Below are 17,922 nucleotides of genomic sequence, written 5' to 3' on the forward strand. Positions count from 1 at the left end.
TGCTGGTTGAGAACTAATTGTAATATGTACTAAAGTTTCATTGACTCACCGTTTTGTCCCATTTTACTGGAAAGTTTTATCATACTTAAAGGTAAAGTTTCTGGGCAGGGCTGCATACAATGAAACAGAAACTTTGTATTTTTATATTTTTATTATAAAAATGCACATGAGACAAATGCCCAGCATAAGATAACACGAAGAAGAACAAGGAGGCCTGCCGGAATGTCTGAATACAGGGAAATTATTACGAAAGCGGTAGTTGCGAAAGGAAGAAAATTCACCCAATGCACCAACACGATCTCACCTGGAGAAAAACCGTCAAGTATATTGGGCGGCTGGATTATCAACCACAAGTACGATGCCGAAAAGATCGGGAAGACTGTAGAAATTGAAGGGTATTATGATATAAACGTCTGGTACTCTTACGCCGATAATACAAAAACGGAAGTTGTAACCGAGAGAGTAAAGTATGTCGATGTGATTAAACTCAGATACAGAGACACAAATTACTTAGATGACGAACACGAAGTCATTGCCAAAGTGCTGCAGCAGCCGAATTGTCTTGAAGTCACCATTTCTCCTAACGGAAATAAAATCGTGGTTCAGGCAGAGAGAGAATTTTTAGCAGAAGTGGTCGGTGAAACGAAAGTCGTCGTCGAAGTCAATCCTGACTGGGAAGAAGACGATGATGATGATTGGGAAGACGATCTTGATGAAGAATTAGAGGACATTAACCCTGAATTTTTAGTCGGAGATCCTGAAGAATAAGTTGAGGCTAGGGGAGTTTAACACCCCAAGTCTCTTTTTTATATATAAAGATATCACTCTTTTGTTTATGTTATAATGGGATTCGGATAAGAGAAGATACATAGTGAGGGATTAAATGATGGCTAGTTACACGCCTATGATACAGCAATACTTGAAGATAAAGGCAGAGCACCAAGATGCCTTTTTATTTTTTCGGCTTGGTGACTTTTATGAAATGTTTTTTGAAGATGCAAAAAAAGCGTCACAAGAGCTTGAAATTACACTGACAAGCAGAGACGGAGGTTCGGCTGATAAAATTCCGATGTGCGGCGTGCCGTATCATTCCGCGGCGGCTTATATTGAACAGCTGATTAAAAAGGGTTATAAAGTGGCGATCTGTGAGCAGACGGAAGATCCGAAGGCGGCTAAAGGCGTTGTGAAAAGAGAAGTCGTCCAGCTGATCACACCGGGAACCGTGATGGATGGAAAAGGCATTCATGAATCGGAAAACAACTTTATCGCTTCCGTTTCCGAATTCCGTGACGGATACGGTCTCGCTTTATCGGACTTAACGACCGGAGAAAACCTGGCCGTATTTATTGAGCGGATTGAAGATGTCATGTCAGAAATTTACTCAGTCGGCGCAAAGGAAATTGTCGTATCGAGCAAGTTTAACGAACATACAGCTGCTCAGCTGAAAGAACGGTGCGGCGCCACGATTTCCATCGAAGACGGGGAAATAACAGAACGCATTGAAATCGCAAAGCACTTGCCGGGCGAAGAGCTGACAGAGACGTTTATGCGTTTATATACGTATTTGCAGAAAACGCAAAAACGGAGCCTGGATCATCTGCAGCCGGTTCATGTATATGAATTGGAAGAAGCGATGAAAATTGACCTGTATTCAAAACGGAATCTTGAGCTGACGGAAACGATCCGTTCGAAAAGCAAAAAAGGGTCATTGCTTTGGCTTTTAGACGAGACGAAAACAGCGATGGGCGGCCGGCTTCTCAAACAATGGATTGACCGCCCGCTGATCAGGGCATCCCAAATCGAAGAACGCCAGGAAATGGTCGAGACGCTGATCAATCATCTGTTTGAGCGTGAAGATCTGCGAGAGCGCCTGAAAGAAGTATACGATTTAGAACGTCTGGCGGGCCGGGTCGCATTCGGAAACGTCAACGCAAGGGATTTAATCCAGCTGAAAGAATCTTTAAAACAAGTGCCGAGCATCAAAGAGCTTGTAGGGTCTCTTAACCATAAAAAAGCAAAAGAACGCGCCGGCTTGATTGATCCGTGCGGAGATTTGCTTGACCTGTTAGAAGAAGCCCTTCATGAAAACCCGCCGTTATCGTTAAAAGAAGGCAATTTAATTAAAGACGGCTATCATCAGAAGCTCGATGAGTACCGTGACGCCAGCAAAAACGGTAAAGACTGGATTGCCAGACTGGAGCAGCAGGAACGCGCTTATACGGGCATCCGTTCATTAAAGGTCGGTTTCAATAAAGTGTTCGGCTATTATATTGAAGTCACAAAAGCAAACCTTCATCTGCTTGAAGACGGACGGTATGAGCGGAAGCAGACCCTCACAAACGCCGAACGGTACATTACGCCGGAATTGAAGGAAAAAGAAGCGCTTATTTTAGAAGCGGAAAACAACATCTGCGAGCTGGAATATGAGCTTTTTGCCGGACTGCGTGAAAAGGTGAAACAATTTATTCCGCGCTTGCAGCGTCTTGCCAAACAAATGAGTGAGCTTGACGCACTGCAATGCTTTGCTACGATCAGTGAAAACAGGCATTACACAAAGCCCGTCTTTTCTGATAATGAAGTAAAAGTCATTGAAGGGAGACACCCCGTCGTTGAAAAGGTGATGGACAGTCAAGAATACGTGCCGAACAACTGCCTGATGGGCGATTCGCGGGAAATGCTCCTGATTACGGGTCCGAATATGTCAGGTAAAAGCACGTACATGAGACAGATCGCACTTTTATCGATCATGGCCCAGATCGGCTGTTTTGTGCCTGCAAAAGAAGCGGTTCTGCCGATTTTTGATCAAATCTTCACGAGAATCGGGGCAGCGGATGATTTGATTTCCGGACAAAGCACCTTTATGGTGGAAATGCTGGAAGCGAAAAACGCGATTGTGAACGCCACAAAAGACAGCCTGATCCTGTTTGATGAAATCGGCCGCGGGACATCAACGTACGACGGAATGGCGCTGGCACAGGCGATTATTGAGTATGTCCATGATCATATCGGCGCTAAAACACTGTTCAGCACGCATTATCATGAGCTGACGGTGCTTGAAGATAAGCTTCCTCAGCTGAAAAACGTTCATGTGCGCGCAGAGGAATATAACGGAACGGTCGTGTTTCTCCATCAAATCAAAGAAGGAGCCGCAGATAAAAGTTACGGCATTCATGTCGCCCAGCTTGCCGAGCTCCCGGACGATCTGATCAGCCGCGCGCAGGAGATTTTGAAACAGCTTGAGCAGACGGGAGATAAACCGGAGCTTCCGGCGGTATCTGAGAAAAAGTCCGCCGTCAGAGAAGAACCGGCACAGCTGTCCTTTTTTGCTGACGGTGAAAAAGAACAGAAGGCACCGGCTGTTTCTAATAAAGAAAAACAAGTGCTTGAAGCTTTTAAGTCAATCAATATTCTCGATATGACGCCGCTTGAGGCGATGAATGAAATGTACAAGCTGCAAAAAAAATTAAAATAGAAAGAGGTGACGGACTTGGCAAAAGTCATCCAGCTCTCAGATGAACTCTCAAATAAAATAGCGGCCGGCGAGGTGGTCGAACGGCCTGCCTCAGTCGTTAAAGAATTGGTGGAAAACGCCATCGACGCAAACAGCACAGTCATTGAAATCGACATAGAGGAAGCGGGGCTTTCGTCGATTCGGGTGCTCGATAACGGCGAAGGGATGGAAACCGATGATTGCAAGCGGGCTTTCCGCCGCCACGCGACCAGTAAAATCAAAGATGAAAACGACCTGTTCCGGGTGAGAACACTCGGTTTCCGCGGAGAAGCTTTGCCAAGTATCGCGTCTGTTTCTCATCTGGAAATCAAAACGAGTATCGGCGAGGGAGCGGGAGCCCATCTCATTCTTCAGGGCGGGAATATCATTTCTGAGCAGAAATCCTCCAGCAGAAAAGGAACGGAAATTATCGTTACCAACCTGTTTTTCAATACACCCGCCAGATTGAAATATATGAAAACCGTGCATACGGAGCTCGGCAATATTACGGATGTTGTCAACCGGATCGCTCTTGCGCATCCGGAAGTATCGATCCGTCTCCGCCATCAGGGGAAAAATCTGCTGCAGACAAACGGTAACGGGGATGTGCGCCATGTGCTGGCCGCAATTTACGGGACGGCGGTTGCGAAAAAAATGATACCGCTCCATGTCAGCTCGCTTGATTTTGAAGTCAAGGGCTACATTGCGCTTCCGGAAATCACGCGTGCATCCAGAAACTACATGTCATCTGTCATTAACGGAAGATACATTAAGAATTTCCCGCTTGTAAAAGCGGTGCATGAGGGCTATCACACACTACTGCCGATCGGCCGCCATCCGATTACGTTTATCGAAATTACGATGGACCCGATTTTGGTCGATGTCAATGTCCATCCCTCGAAGCTTGAAGTCCGCCTCAGCAAAGAGACGGAGCTGCATGAGCTGATCCGTGACGGGATAAAGGAAGTGTTTCAAAAGCAGCGGCTTATTCCGAGCGCCCAGCTCCCGAAAAAATCCGCGCCGGCACCGGCCAAAAACGAACAGCAATTTATGACATTCGAGGAAAGCGCGCCTGAGCGGAAACTTCCTGAAAAAACGCCGGAGCCGTCTTACTCACCAATGAAGCTGAGTTCGGTCGTAAAAGAGCCTGAGCCGGTAATAATAGAAGAAGAGATCCTCCCGAATGAAGCGGATCACGATGTGCCGCCGGAGATCGGCATGCCCGAAACGGAAGCGCCTGTTTCCGATACTCCGGAACCGGAAGCTGTCTCTGAAGAAATACGTGAAGAAAGAGTTCCGGTGATGTATCCGATCGGCCAAATGCACGGGACATATATTTTAGCCCAAAACGAAAACGGCTTGTATATCATTGACCAGCATGCGGCCCAAGAACGGATTAAATACGAATATTTCCGGGAGAAAGTCGGGCAGGTCGAGCCTGAAGTGCAGGATATGATCGTGCCGCTCACCTTTCATTATGCGGCAAATGAAGCGCTGATCATTGACCAGCATCAGCATGAGCTTGAAAGCGTCGGAGTATTTTTAGAAGCATTCGGCACGAACAGCTACATCGTTCGCTGCCATCCGGCCTGGTTTCCAAAAGGGGAAGAAGCTGAACTGATTGAAGAAATCATTCAGCAGGTGCTTGACGCCAAACAGATCGATATTAAAAAACTGCGGGAGGAAGCGGCCATTATGATGAGCTGCAAAGGCTCAATCAAAGCGAACCGCCATTTGCGAAACGATGAAATCAAAGCGCTCTTGGACGACCTGCGCCGAACGACAGACCCGTTCACATGCCCGCACGGCAGGCCGATTATAATTCACCACAGTACGTATGAGATGGAGAAGATGTTTAAGCGTGTGATGTAGCAGGGTTCTGTGTGGGTTGTACCCTTCGTGCCCACATTTTGCCCACGGATTTTAGCTGTTTAGGTATTCATCAAACCGGTTAATGCTGAATATCTTTTCGGCCGCAAAAGGATCAACAAGCCTATTTCCCGGTCGATGGCCTTTAAAATTTTAAGGGTTGCCGCTGAGCATGTCGGTTTGGATGATATAGGCACGCACATGCTGAGGAAAACATTCGGGTACCATTTTTACAAGCAAACAAAAGATGTTGCCATGCTGCAGGAGATTTTTAATCACTCGGACCAGCGGACAACCCTTCGATACATTGGAATCAATCAGGATGCCATGAACAACGCCATGAAGAAATTCAAGATATAAACAGGCTCATCTCATAACAAGATGAGTCTTTTTTCTGCATATTTTTATTGATTCCCTTCAAAAAGCAAACGTGGAATTCATTTTAGGGATATCGCTTGAAAACAAGGGTGGAAAGGGCTGACGGTACTTCGGGCAGTTGCACAGTATATAACATATGGGTAATTCGTGGATTTTGTGGATAAATGGAAAATTTGGGTGTTTTTTGTGGTATCATCGTGTTACAGGAGGTGAGCGGCATGACTGTGGCAGAGCAAAAAGGAATGTACTAAAAAGATTTTGGCAGAAAGATGGCACGATAACTGCACACCATTTTGTTTTAGATAAGGTATTATGGTAATAGGTAATAAACAGATAGGGCCATTCCTACAATTCCAAACAAGAATGTCTGTGAAGTAAGAGCTATTGAAATGAATAAGAATAAAAAATACTCTGCGTGGTATAGAGGTGGATACATAATTTATGGATTCAAAAGAAAAACAATTATTTTATTACTATTACGAAAAGTTTAGGAATTCCACATTTGAAGAATATGATGTTTATGCTTTTTTAATTTTAATAAGGCGACATTGCCCTGATAATAGAAGTATAAACGAACTTGCAGATTTTATAGCTCATAGAGATAAAAGTAGAGGATATATAAAAGAGTATTTGGAAGAATTAAAAGATAAATTTAATAAAATATATAATAATTCCGTTGAAAAACAGATGAAAATTAAAGTTGAAGAAGTGTTTACTTTCAAAGAAATAAAAAATGGTTTGAATTCTGTTTTTAAAAAATTCAATTTAGAGGAATTAAACATAGATATTATTAATGACTTTTTGCTATGCCTTCTTTCCATTCTGCAAGACATTAAAATTTATCACAAGAAAAAAGAAATAGGTAAGTTGAGTTTAGGTATTACTAGTAAGAAAATAGTATTAGTAGGTTCGGTTAAAGTTTCGAAAGAACAAAAAGAAATTATTGATGTGGTATTCCCTGTCCTTAGCTGTAAAAATAATTATAAAAGAATAAAAAAGTTGGATAAATTTGATAGTCCTTATACATTTCCAAAAATAATATGTGTTAAAAGAATAAATGGAAAGCTTGAAATTGAGTAACTATAGGATATATTGTTATGCGCCTTTTTAAAAGGGCGTTTTTATTTTGTGAATTATGAACGGAGGTGAAATAGCTTGACGCCAAAGCCACTAAAGGAATGCGCTTCCGTGGTTGCCGTGCTCTTTAACCGGGATAGGTACTGTGAAGCACACAAGACACAACAACAAGAAGAAACAAAACATTACAACAAAAATTCAAGAAACAAAACAACAACAAGTTTTTACAAATCAACTGCATGGAAAAGAACAAGACAACTTGCTTTGATAAGAGGCAATTATCTCTGTCAGCATTGTTTGAAAGATCACTGCTTCACTCCGGCTGATATGGTGCATCATATTGTGGAAGTAAAGCAAGATTGGTCAAAACGATTAGACATAAAGAACCTTGAAAGCTTGTGTAACGCCTGTCACAACAAGGCTCACGGCAGCAAGGGCAAGTGACCCTCCCGCTAACAAATCTTTGAAAGGGAAACGAACGGAGAACGGCGATCCCCCTTCTGCAAACAAACACCGCTTTTCAAAGTTCCGGAAACAGCAGAAAGCCCCCTCAGCAAATTTGCCGAGAGGGCTTGGTACGACTGGTTTTGTTGTTGATTTCATCGTAACACGAAGGAATGAAATCCTCCCTTAATGAGAGGGCTTTTTTCATTTAAATTGATTAATAACTTAAAGGTTGAGAATAGTTTCTCGCACTGACCTTCATCTTTTCACCGGATCTTTTGTAAGAGACTTTTGCTAGGGTTTCGTTTTCGTCTATGTATGGAGCTTTCCAAAATACAGAGATTTCACTAACGCTTTTGTCTTCTATTGCTGTGCGAGCAGCTAAATCATCACTATATAATTCAATCATTTTCTTAGTTCTTGCTAATGAATTTTTTAAATCAAAGGACAAGTGAACCAGTGCAATGTTTTGACCGTTTTCTTTAGTTCCAAGATCCTGATTGACTTCAATATCTTCGACAGAAACGTTATGTAGGTGTTCATTTACTAATTCTTTAATTTTATTTTCGGGGTTTTCCGTTACATCCACATACGGTGAGTCATCTAATTCTGATTGATCACTTTTAGTAATTAACCCATATTCACTTTTAACACTTAACTTATCATCAACAAAATGAAGAGATACCGTTGCATCATTTTCCAAGCCGTCCTCTCCATCAAAATCATAATCTGGTGATGAATATTTATTAATTTTATATTCAGATTTCGCTTTCCCGCCAACAATTTTTTTGACTTCATCATAAGTCATATCTTCTCTTATTTTTTTATATTCGCCTGGCGTAATGGTCGCAATAGGTTCATCTTCATATTTAAGAAAATGCTTATTAATGAACCCTATTGAAAGTAATATAACGATACATGTAAGAGACAGCCGAAGTCCAGTTCTTCTTGTTTTTCCCGGAACCAGCAATATTACCCCAATAAATGCCCCTATAACCATGAAACCACCAAACAATGCAATAAATAAAGCCATAATGATCTCCTCTCCTATCTGCGAACATAAACATTTTAAAACAAAAGAGGAAGGATTTCCATACTTGCAAGAGTTTGCTGTCACTGAAGATGAACCTGGAAGCACAATAAAAAAAGCAAGGGGTCTTTTTGTATGGTCCCGAATTTTTCATTGAATATTACTTGTGAAAAATCTCTTAAAGAGCAAGATGATTCTCATGGGAAGAGATGGGGGAAGAATTTGAATAAAATTGGAATTTGGAGAGTTGACAATGTGCAAGTCAAAGGGGACTAGTAATTAGCCCCCCTTACATTTAGTTCTTCCTGCGTTTTTTTCTGTTTTTGATTAAACTGAAAACCACTAAGAGAACCACACCGACAGCAACAATATAAAATGAAATTTCTGCTGCTGCGGTATTAATATTCTTAAGAACAAGGATAAGCCCTATTAAAACTATAGGAATGATGCAAGTTAGAATTCTTATAGCTTTTGGGCTCGGTTCAGCGTTTCTTTTATTTTCCATAATTACCTCCCGTCTAAGCTTAACACAGGTTAAATTTGATAATCACCAACAATAGTCCCGTTTAAAGGGAAAACATAAGGGGTTAAGTAATCCGCCAAGCGGCGTACGTGCCGTTTGGTCCAGAAGATGCTTTATCTCTAGCATAAAAGAATACTCAGGAGAGAATGCTCCGGCTGTTCCAAGTTTTGGACTGTATTCTGGCAAAAGAAAGTGAAGAAACAACATCTTTTGTGTGAATTACGTCGTATTTTTTCTAATTCGAATTGTGTGTTAGTGCCAACTCATAAGCATAACATTGTTATTCGGTGTAAGGAGCTAAGGTATTCTGATATATTTTGGGGAAGCCGCCGTATGGTTTTAGTTTAGCTTGAAGAAAAGAATTGAAATAAGAATCAAGATTGAGAGTCATTTAAAGACTGAGTATCCTCTCAGGCTACTTCGACAATTCTTTTCAAAATAAAAACTCGATTTGTTTTTCTTTCTTTTTATTCGAAAATTATACCTTCTTCATTTTCTGAATAAAATCTCCTAAAGTATTCATGTAAATGAATATTCTTATTTCCTTATATATTACGATAACAAATTTTAAAAACTTCGGCTGGTTCTTTTGGTTGATTTGAACAGTTTTTTATCTTTACCGGAAAATCCATGGAAAAACGTGGTGTCATCTGGTAAAGTGGTTACAGTCGGCTGGGCGGCGGCAGCAGTCTGCCCGGATCTTTTAAATGGGAATGGTGACAATGGATCATACATATGAAGTGCATCAAATCAAAACTTATCACCAGATGTGGTCCAACTATTGCTATATTATCGCAGACCGCTCAAAAAAATCTGCGATAGCGGTGGACCCGTCCTGGGAAATCGATAAAATAACCGATAAACTGCATGAATTGGATGTTGATTTATCAGCTATTTTATTAACACATTCGCATTATGACCATGTAAACTTGGCGGAGCCGCTTCAGCAAATCTATCATTCTGATATATACATGTCGTCGGCGGAAATCGATTTCTATCAATTCCGGTGCAGAAACTTAATAGCGCTTGAAGACGGCCAAACCTTTGCGGCCGGAGGGTTTATCATCAGAAGTATACTGACCCCGGGACATACGGCCGGGGGAATGTGCTATTTGCTATCTGATCATCTTTTTACCGGTGACACCGTGTTTACAGAAGGGTGTGGTATATGTGAGGACAGGGGCAGCTCAGCTGAAGATATGTTTCACAGTATACAGAGGATCAAAGCCTCCATTCCGCCGCATGTGCGTGTGTATCCGGGGCACTCCTTCGGGGAGAAGCCGGGTCAAAAAATGGAGAGTCTTTTGAAAAACAATATTTACTTTCAGATTGAAAAAAAAGAACATTTTGTGAATTTCCGCAACAGAAAAAATCAAAAAGGGCTGTTTCATTTTAAGTAATGTGTGATTTAGTTCTTTGTAACTAGCTTTTCTTTTGAGGCAAAGAAGTTTTGAAATGGAATGGTAGTTATTACTAGATTTCTGGTGATGAATGGCTGAGTAACGGGAGTTTGCGGAAGAGAACGCCGGGCAGGCCGGATGGGACATTCTGCTTACGCCTGTTCCGAAAGCCCTGAGCCCGCCTTTCGACAGGGAAAAATAGGCATTATTCAGGAGTTCGCATAGGATAAATTAACTTGACATGGTATTTTTGTGAAGTTACTATCAACTTGAACATGCTTCTTATCTGAATCCGAGAAAGGATGGCTGAGAAAATGATCACATACTTATTCCCCGGACAAGGTTCTCAAAAGCAGGGAATGGGGAGCTCATTGTTTGATGAATTTAAAGACTTAACGGAGCAGGCTGATGAAACACTCGGATATTCCATGAAACGGCTTTGTCTTGAGAATCCGTATTCCAACCTTCACAAGACGCAGTTCACCCAGCCTGCTTTATATGTTGTAAACGCGTTAAGCTATTTGAAAAAAATCCAAGACAATGACATAAAGCCGGATTATGTGGCCGGCCACAGTTTGGGAGAATATAATGCGCTGTTTGCAGCAGGTGCGTTTGATTTTATTACCGGCCTGCAGCTTGTCCGTAAAAGAGGCGAATTAATGAGTATGGCCACTGACGGAAAAATGGCCGCTGTTATGGGGTTAACTGCAGCTCAAGTGTCAGACGCCCTTCAAACGCACGGATTACATACGATTGATATTGCCAATATGAATTCTCCTCACCAAGTTGTCATATCCGGACGCAAAGAAGACATTGAAAGAGCCAAAAGCGTATTCGAAGGATTAAAAGACGTTACGATGTTTCATCCGTTAAACGTAAGCGGCGCTTTTCACTCGAGGTATATGAGTGAAGCAAAACAAGAGTTCGAAAAATTTTTACAGTCATTTCATTTTTCTGCTATATCAATTCCTGTCATTTCTAATGTGCATGCCAGACCTTATGAGCAAGACGGAATCCACTCCGTTCTGGCCGATCAGATCGACCATTCAGTGCGATGGAACGACAGCATCCGCTATCTGCTGGACAAAGGGCGGATGGAATTTGAAGAAGTCGGCCCGGGCCATGTGCTGACAGGACTTATTCACCGCATCAAAAAAGAAACTGAAGCTTCACCCGCCATGTAGCGGAACGCAAGTCAAAATTCTTATCTCACACAATAGTGCCAGCCATACAGCATCACGACCACTTCACCTGCACACGACATCACGAAAAACTCACAAATCAATATTTTGAAAAAATAAAGAGCAAAAAGGAGAACAAATGAACCAGCCAATTGTTTTCATGTTTTCTGGACAGGGTTCCCAATACTATCAAATGGGGAAAGAGCTGTTTGCACATAACGCCGCTTTTCGGCAGAAAATGCTTGACTTGGACGATTTTGCAGTCAGCCGTTTCGGTTACTCTGTCCTTAAAGAGATGTATCATACAGGCAATCGTCTGTCTGATCCATTTGACCGCCTTCTTTTCAGCCATCCTGCCATTTTTATGGCTGAGTACGCACTTGCATATGCTTTGGAGCAAAGAGGCATACGTCCCGATTATGTGATCGGAGCAAGCCTCGGAGAGTATGCAGCGGCCGCTGTGTCGGGCGTGCTGAGCGCCGAGGATGCTTTAGATTGCGTGCTGGAACAGGCCCGAATCGTTACGGAAACTTGCCGTAACGGCAGCATGCTTGCGATACTGGGTGATCCGGCTTTATATCAAGATGATCCGCTGCTCGGCGAACATAGTGAATTGGCATCTGTAAACTATCATTCTCACTTTGTCATCTCGGGAGAGCGGGAACATATCAAAAAGATCATGGACGATCTGAGAGAAAAGCAGATTCCTCATCAGCTATTGCCGGTATCTTACGGGTTTCACTCAGCGCTGGTTGATCAGGCGGAACAGCCGTACAAGCGCTTTTTAGCTCAGAAATCAATCCGGACTCCGTTTATACCGTACATCTCCAGTGCGACCGGAGAGGCTGAGACCGATATACAAGCGGACTTTTTCTGGGATATCGTAAGAAAGCCGATTCGATTCCGCGAAGCGCTTCAATTCGCAGACAGCCGCCAAAAAGGATTGTATATCGATGCCGGGCCTTCCGGAACATTGGCCGCATTTGCCAAACAGATTCTTCCCGCAGGATCGGCTGAACGCATCCGTGCCATTATGACGCCGTTTCATAAAGAACAAACACATTTGCAGCAAATAGAAGACAGCATTTTATCACCGCCCGGAAGGAGACTGTAAGATGATCAGCTTTGTTTTTCCAGGCCAAGGCTCGCAAAGAATAGGGATGGGGGAGGACCTGTTCGGCCGCTATCCTGAATTAACCGCAAAGGCCGATCACATTCTCGGATATTCCATTCAGGAGCTGTGCCGGGACGGAGAACGTCTCAATCAGACTCAATTCACTCAGCCGGCGCTCTATGTCGTCAATGCCCTCAGTTATTTGAAAAAAACAGAAGAAACCGGCTTGAAACCGGATTTTACCGCCGGACACAGTTTGGGCGAATATAACGCGTTATACGCTTCGGGCGCCTTTGATTTTGAAGAAGGCTTACAGCTGGTCAAAAAAAGGGGCGAACTGATGAGCCGCGCAAAAGGAGGCGGCATGGCAGCGGTGATCGGCCTGACTCATGAGCAGGTGACGGATGTTTTAAGAGAAAATCACTTGGATATGATTGATATCGCCAACATGAACACACCGCAGCAAATTGTCATTTCCGGATATAAAGAAGATATTGAAAAAGCAGCATCCGTTTTTGAAGCCGTAAACGGCGTAAAAATGGTTCACCGCTTAAATGTCAGCGGCGCCTTTCATTCCAGATACATGCTGGAAGCGAAGGAAGAGTTTTCACGGTTAATTAAATCTTTCCATTTTAAGCCGCTGTCCATCCCGGTCATTTCAAATGTGACGGCAAGACCCTATGAGCAGAGAGAGCTGAAAGAGACACTCACCGGACAAATAACGGGATCGGTGAACTGGACAGACAGCATCCGTTTCTTAATGGGAAGAAAGAACATGAGCTTTGAGGAAATCGGTCCCGGAAAAGTGCTGACGGGGCTGATACAAAGAATTACGGCTGAAGCGGAGCCGATAACAGATGAAATTAAAGTCCCGGCTGAGGCTGGAAAAAGCTCAATTACGGCGGCGTCTTTAGGAAATGAAGAGTTTAAGCGCGATTATCAATTGAAATACGCCTACTTGGCCGGCGGCATGTACCGCGGAATTTCTTCGAAGGAAATGGTTGTCAAACTGGCTGAAAAAGGAATGATGGGCTTTTTCGGAACGGGCGGTTTGAACATCGCGCACGTTGAGGACGCCATTTTGTCAATTCAGCATGAGCTTCGTGACGGCGGTTCCTTCGGCATAAATGTTGTACATAACATGAAGCATACAGATTCAGAAGAAAAAATGATTGATCTTTTACTGAAGCATGGGATTCAGAACTTGGAAGCATCAGCGTTTTTAACGGTTACTCCCGCTTTAGTAAGGTTTCGCGCTAAAGGGTTAAAACGCGGTGCCGGCGGACAAATAATAGCGCGTCAGCGGATTATCGCCAAGCTGTCCCGTCCGGAAGTAGCGGAAGCGTTTCTCAGCCCGGCGCCTGATCACATTCTGCAGAAACTTGCAGCCGAAAACAAAATTACCGCTGAAGAAGCAAGTCTGATGAGAGAAATACCCGTTGCGCATGACATCTGCGTAGAGGCTGATTCAGGCGGCCACACTGACGGCGGAGTTGCTTACAGTCTCATGCCGGCGATCATCCGTTTACGAGATGACATGATGAAAAAATACCGATACGGCAAAACCGTCCGCATCGGAGCCGCAGGGGGAATCGGAACGCCCGAGGCTGCCATGGCCGCATTTATGCTCGGCGCTGATTTTATTGTGACCGGATCTATTAACCAATGCACCGTTGAGGCAGCGACGAGCAGCCTCGTAAAGGACCTCCTGCAGCAGATGAATGTACAGGACACGGCCTACGCGCCGGCCGGCGATATGTTTGAATCAGGCAGCAAGGTGCAGGTATTAAAGAAAGGGCTGTTCTTTCCGACCCGCGCATCTAAGCTGCATGAACTGTATCAGCGTCACCGCTCAATTGAAGAAATTGATGAAAAGACACTCAGACAAATAGAAGAGAAGTATTTTAAGGCAAGTGTAAGCAGTATTTATGACAAAGTGAAGGTTCATTATTCGAATGAAGACATTTCAAAAGCCGAACGGAATCCGAAACAGAAAATGGCGCTCATATTCAAATGGTATTTCAGGCAAAGTTCTGCTTCGGCGATTAAAGGTGACCCGGATGCCAAGGTAGACTTCCAGATTCATTGCGGCCCGGCATTAGGCGCCTTTAATCAATGGGTGAAAGGTACGGAGCTGGAGTCCTGGAAAAACCGCCATGCCGATGGTATCGGCATGCGGCTTATGGAAGAGACGGCCTCGCTTTTGAATCAGAAGTTAGGTTCATTTTTGCAAACGTGTTGACAAGACGAAATGATAGATTGAAAACATGGAATATTCATAAAAGATGAAACAGGGAGGAACTGACAATGAGTAAAGAAAGAATCTTTGAATTGCTGCAGAACACAATCTACGAGGTTTTGCCTGATTTAGAAGGCGAACAGCTTTCACCGGAAGACCGTTTAGTTGATCTGGGGGCGGATTCAGTGGACCGCGCCGAAATTATCACGATGATGCTTGAAGAATTATCACTGCAGATCCCGCGTGTTGAGCTGACGGGAGTATCAAACATCGGCGAATTGGCAGCAAAGCTTTATGAAAAGGTACAGGCTGTCTGATAAAACGGTGGAAAAATCGGAAACTCAAAATTCATATTGGAGGCGAAGTTCATGGCGGCTGCCGGAATAGAAGCGATAAATGTGTTTGGCGGGACAGCATACCTTGATGTCATGCAACTGGCGGAGTACAGAAACTTAGACCCTGCCAGATTTGAGAATTTACTGATGAAAGAAAAAGCGGTGGCGCTTCCGTACGAAGACCCCGTTACATTCGGCGTTAACGCGGCAAAGCCGATTATCGACCGATTAACAGAGACTGAAAAAGACAGAATCGAGCTGCTGATTACCTGCTCGGAGTCCGGCATCGACTTCGGAAAATCACTCAGTACATATATTCATGATTACTTAGGCCTCAACCGGAACTGCCGTTTATTTGAACTGAAGCAAGCCTGTTATTCAGGAACGGCGGGCTTGCAGATGGCGCTTAACTTTATTTTGTCGCAGACATCCCCCGGAGCGAAGGCGCTTGTCGTCGCGACGGATATTTCCCGGTTTTTAATTGCCGAAGGCGGTGATGCGTTAAGTGAGGATTGGTCTTACGCCGAACCCAGCGCCGGAGCGGGTGCCGTCGCCTTATTGATCGGTGAAAATCCAATTGTATTTCAGGCGGATGCGGGCGCTAACGGCTACTACGGCTATGAGGTGATGGATACATGCCGTCCGATCCCGGACAGTGAAGCCGGTGACGCCGATTTGTCATTGATGTCTTACCTCGATTGCTGTGAACAGACATTTCGCGAGTACAAAAACCGTGTGCCGGGCGTTGACTACAAAGAGACGTTTCACTATCTAGCCTTCCATACACCGTTTGGCGGCATGGTCAAAGGGGCCCACCGGACGATGATGCGCAAGCTTGCAAAAGCGAAAAACGCTGAAATCGAACAGGATTTTCAAACCAGAGTAGAGCCGGGGCTCCGCTACTGCCAAAGAGTCGGAAACATTATGGGAGCAGCCTCTTTACTGGCTCTTGCAAGCACGATTGACCAAGGGGCATTTGACACTTCTAAGCGGATCGGCTGTTTCTCCTACGGCTCCGGATGCTGTTCAGAATTTTACAGCGGCGTTGTGACGCCTGAAGGGCAAGCGCGGCAGCATTCTTTCAAAATAGAAGAGCATCTGAACAACAGATACAGGCTGTCCATGGAAGAGTATGAAGAACTGTTTAAAGGCAGCGGTCTGGTGAAGTTCGGAACCCGGAATGTCAAATTGGATATGAATATGATTCCGAACATTTTAGACCATCATGCCGGGAGCCCTCGTTTATATTTGGAAGAAATCTCGGAATTTCATCGGAAATACAGGTGGATATCGTGACCTATGAAACGATAAACGTCCGTTTCCAGCAAAATGTCTGCTTCATCACCTTTGATCGGCCTGAAGCCAACAATACGATTAATGAGCGTTTAGTGGAGGAATGCCTGCATGTTCTTTCTGAATGTGAAGACTCCGTGACCTCCGTAGTGCTTGAAGGGCAGCCGGAGGTATTTTGTTTCGGGGCGGATTTTGATGAGATGTACCGGAAAATGAGGCAGGGAATGCAGCATGCGGAATCGCAGGAGCCGCTTTACCGTTTGTGGCTGGCATTAAAATCCGGGCCGTACATCACAATCGCCCGCGTCCGCGGAAAAGTAAATGCGGGAGGTGTCGGTTTTGCCGCCGCGTGCGATATCGTCATAGCAGAGGAGAATGCTTCGTTCAGTTTATCTGAACTGTTATTCGGACTTTATCCGGCCTGCGTTCTGCCGTTTTTAATTCAAAGAATCGGATTTCAAAAGGCGCATTATATGACGATCATGACAAAGCCCGTGCCGGCACGCCAGGCGCTTGAATGGGGACTTTGTGACGTATGCGTCCCGGACTCAGCAACAGAGCTGAGAAAGCATTTGCTGCGCCTCCGCCCGCTGTCGAAAAAAGCAGTCATCCGCTATAAAAAATACATGGATTCCTTAAACGACCTTGTTCATCGTTCGAAATCCATTGCTCTAGCCGAAAATCAAGCGATGTTTTCAGATCCGGATAACCAATCAGCCATCACCCGTTATGCAGAAACGGGGCGGCTTCCTTGGGAAACGGAGAACAGTTAGGAGGATATCATGCCGAACGCCGCAGTTGAACTGCTCGAAATTGAACCGGATATTATCCAAGTGACAATGCAGGATAAAGCCCATAAAAACGCCTTCTCCAAAGAACTGACGGATGGATTGATGGAAGCATTCACCCGTATAAAAAAATCGTCAGTCTATAAAGCTGTGATTTTAACAGGATACGGCCATTACTTTGCTTCCGGAGGCACACAGGAAGGCCTGCTCAGGATTCAGCAGGGCATCACGAAGTTTACGGAAGACCGCATGTACTCTTTGGCGCTGGAATGTGATATCCCCGTCATTTCCGCCATGCAGGGACACGGAATCGGAGGCGGGTTTGTCATGGGGCTTTTCAGTGATTTTGTCATTTTAAGCAAAGAAAGCGTGTATACCGCAAACTTTATGAAATACGGTTTCACCCCCGGAATGGGCGCTACCTTTATCGTTCCGGAGAAGCTTGGGGCAAGCCTCGGCCATGAAATGCTGTTAAACGGCGGCCACTACCGCGGCGGTGACCTGGAGAAAAGAGGGGTGCCTTTTCCGGTGCTTCCTCGGCAGGAAGTACTAGACTATGCGCAGGAATTGGCCCGTGAGCTAGCAGAAAAACCGAGAAACTCTTTAATTACATTGAAAAGGCACTTGGTGACGCCGTTTCGCGAGCAGCTTCCGGCCGTCATTGAGAAGGAGTTAATCATGCACGATGAGACGTTTCATGATGATGAAGTGAAAAAACGAATCACGACGATGTACGGAGTATAAGACATACATCTTACATA

General features: G+C 44.3%; 15 protein-coding genes and 1 pseudogene. 14 read left to right on the plus strand and 2 right to left on the minus strand.

The genetic code is table 11. From position 1 onward, the window contains the following. Nucleotides 1-222: 222 nt before the first annotated feature. From cotE to NYE62_RS08695, 6 genes and pseudogenes are all read left to right on the plus strand, one after another. The gene (gene cotE / locus NYE62_RS08670) at nucleotides 223-768 is read left to right on the plus strand and encodes an outer spore coat protein CotE (protein WP_003154111.1); all 546 of its coding nucleotides are present in this window, start codon (nucleotides 223-225) and stop codon (nucleotides 766-768) included. A gap of 118 nt (nucleotides 769-886) precedes the next feature. Then, the gene (gene mutS / locus NYE62_RS08675) at nucleotides 887-3,472 is read left to right on the plus strand and encodes a DNA mismatch repair protein MutS (protein ID WP_342497480.1); all 2,586 of its coding nucleotides are present in this window, start codon (nucleotides 887-889) and stop codon (nucleotides 3,470-3,472) included. Between the two features lie 15 nt (nucleotides 3,473-3,487). After that, nucleotides 3,488-5,362, plus strand: a complete 1,875-nt coding sequence (gene mutL / locus NYE62_RS08680) for a DNA mismatch repair endonuclease MutL (RefSeq protein WP_342497367.1) — start codon at nucleotides 3,488-3,490, stop codon at nucleotides 5,360-5,362. Between the two features lie 87 nt (nucleotides 5,363-5,449). Beyond that, a pseudogene (locus NYE62_RS08685) lies at nucleotides 5,450-5,719 on the plus strand (tyrosine-type recombinase/integrase); the annotation flags it as partial. 459 nt (nucleotides 5,720-6,178) lie between these two features. Continuing rightward, nucleotides 6,179-6,817, plus strand: coding sequence for a hypothetical protein (locus NYE62_RS08690; RefSeq protein WP_199022525.1), 639 nt, complete (start codon nucleotides 6,179-6,181; stop codon nucleotides 6,815-6,817). 75 nt (nucleotides 6,818-6,892) lie between these two features. Then, on the plus strand, nucleotides 6,893-7,258 hold the full coding sequence (locus NYE62_RS08695; protein ID WP_094032445.1) for an HNH endonuclease: 366 nt from the start codon (nucleotides 6,893-6,895) through the stop codon (nucleotides 7,256-7,258). A 217-nt stretch (nucleotides 7,259-7,475) separates the two neighbouring features. Here the strand turns inward: NYE62_RS08695 and NYE62_RS08700 are convergent, their stop codons facing one another. Beyond that, the gene (locus NYE62_RS08700; RefSeq protein WP_094032446.1) at nucleotides 7,476-8,291 is read right to left on the minus strand and encodes a hypothetical protein; all 816 of its coding nucleotides are present in this window, start codon (nucleotides 8,289-8,291) and stop codon (nucleotides 7,476-7,478) included. 292 nt (nucleotides 8,292-8,583) lie between these two features. Continuing rightward, nucleotides 8,584-8,793: a hypothetical protein gene (locus NYE62_RS08705; RefSeq protein WP_342497368.1), complete on the minus strand. Its 210-nt coding sequence runs from the start codon at nucleotides 8,791-8,793 to the stop codon at nucleotides 8,584-8,586. A gap of 740 nt (nucleotides 8,794-9,533) precedes the next feature. Here NYE62_RS08705 and NYE62_RS08710 point away from each other — a divergent pair. The 8 genes from NYE62_RS08710 to NYE62_RS08745 all read left to right on the plus strand — a co-directional run bounded on the left by NYE62_RS08710 (nucleotide 9,534) and on the right by NYE62_RS08745 (nucleotide 17,905). Beyond that, on the plus strand, nucleotides 9,534-10,211 hold the full coding sequence (locus NYE62_RS08710) for an MBL fold metallo-hydrolase (RefSeq protein WP_003154103.1): 678 nt from the start codon (nucleotides 9,534-9,536) through the stop codon (nucleotides 10,209-10,211). A gap of 314 nt (nucleotides 10,212-10,525) precedes the next feature. After that, nucleotides 10,526-11,395 carry an ACP S-malonyltransferase gene (gene fabD, locus NYE62_RS08715; RefSeq protein WP_015417505.1) on the plus strand — a complete coding sequence of 290 codons (870 nt, stop codon included), beginning with the start codon at nucleotides 10,526-10,528 and terminating at the stop codon, nucleotides 11,393-11,395. A 136-nt stretch (nucleotides 11,396-11,531) separates the two neighbouring features. Continuing rightward, the gene (locus NYE62_RS08720; RefSeq protein WP_012117590.1) at nucleotides 11,532-12,506 is read left to right on the plus strand and encodes an acyltransferase domain-containing protein; all 975 of its coding nucleotides are present in this window, start codon (nucleotides 11,532-11,534) and stop codon (nucleotides 12,504-12,506) included. Between the two features lies 1 nt (nucleotide 12,507). Beyond that, nucleotides 12,508-14,748, plus strand: coding sequence for an ACP S-malonyltransferase (gene fabD / locus NYE62_RS08725; protein ID WP_342497369.1), 2,241 nt, complete (start codon nucleotides 12,508-12,510; stop codon nucleotides 14,746-14,748). A 65-nt stretch (nucleotides 14,749-14,813) separates the two neighbouring features. Beyond that, on the plus strand, nucleotides 14,814-15,062 hold the full coding sequence (locus NYE62_RS08730; protein WP_163113594.1) for an acyl carrier protein: 249 nt from the start codon (nucleotides 14,814-14,816) through the stop codon (nucleotides 15,060-15,062). 51 nt (nucleotides 15,063-15,113) lie between these two features. After that, the gene (locus NYE62_RS08735; protein ID WP_342497370.1) at nucleotides 15,114-16,376 is read left to right on the plus strand and encodes a hydroxymethylglutaryl-CoA synthase family protein; all 1,263 of its coding nucleotides are present in this window, start codon (nucleotides 15,114-15,116) and stop codon (nucleotides 16,374-16,376) included. Further along, the gene (locus NYE62_RS08740; protein WP_095352137.1) at nucleotides 16,373-17,146 is read left to right on the plus strand and encodes an enoyl-CoA hydratase/isomerase; all 774 of its coding nucleotides are present in this window, start codon (nucleotides 16,373-16,375) and stop codon (nucleotides 17,144-17,146) included. The genes NYE62_RS08735 and NYE62_RS08740 overlap by 4 nt, the downstream gene beginning before the upstream one ends. A gap of 9 nt (nucleotides 17,147-17,155) precedes the next feature. Then, a complete protein-coding gene (locus NYE62_RS08745; protein WP_003154094.1) occupies nucleotides 17,156-17,905 on the plus strand; it encodes a polyketide synthase in 750 nt (249 codons plus the stop codon). Nucleotides 17,906-17,922: the final 17 nt, after the last annotated feature.

The sequence above is a fragment of the Bacillus sp. FSL K6-2861 genome (genome assembly GCF_038630725.1).
Lineage (GTDB): Bacteria > Bacillota > Bacilli > Bacillales > Bacillaceae > Bacillus > Bacillus velezensis.